Origin of the sequence: Mesorhizobium sp. M7A.F.Ca.MR.362.00.0.0 (assembly GCF_004023175.1) — a bacterium.
GTDB lineage: Bacteria > Pseudomonadota > Alphaproteobacteria > Rhizobiales > Rhizobiaceae > Mesorhizobium.
In genome coordinates this window covers 6,265-6,816 of sequence record NZ_RZTF01000345.1, presented here as the reverse complement: position 1 = coordinate 6,816, position 552 = coordinate 6,265, and the positions used below count along the sequence as shown (strand labels likewise).

Sequence of the window (552 nt, the reverse complement as noted above, 5' to 3'; positions counted from 1 at the left end):
GCATCTGAGGGCATCGATGGAGGACGAGTTCGCATCCTTCCACAAGCGCACCGGCACCACCATCGTCTACATCACCCATGATCAGGCCGAGGCGATGGCATTGGCCGACCGCATCGCGGTGATGGATGACGGGCGCCTTGCCCAGTTGGCGACGCCGCGCGAGCTCTATCATGAGCCGGCAAATGAAATGGTCGCATCCTTCATTTCGCAAGGCATTTTGCTGCCCGCCGACGTGCTGAGCGCGGAGCAGGCGGGCCACTGCAAGATCCGGGTTCTCGGGACTGAACTGATTGTCCGCTGCCGGCCAGGCGAGCGGCCTCGCGCTGGCGCCAAGATCTGCTGCCGGTCGGCCGATCTCGACGTGTCGCCGGACGGTCCCGGCTTCGATGGCCTGGTCAAGCGGGTGATCTATCAGGGTGGCTCGGCGCACATCGAATTCACGCCTTCGACCAGTCCCGATCTCACCTTGCATTTCGAACAGCCCGACCCGGTTGTGCTGGAGAGCGGAGCCCAGGCGCGTCTGCGGATACGGTCCGGCTGGCTGATCCCGGC

General features: G+C 64.5%; 1 pseudogene. It reads left to right on the top strand.

Annotated elements, in window-relative coordinates:
• Window positions 1-552: pseudogene (locus EOC06_RS29305) on the top strand (ABC transporter ATP-binding protein); the annotation flags it as partial.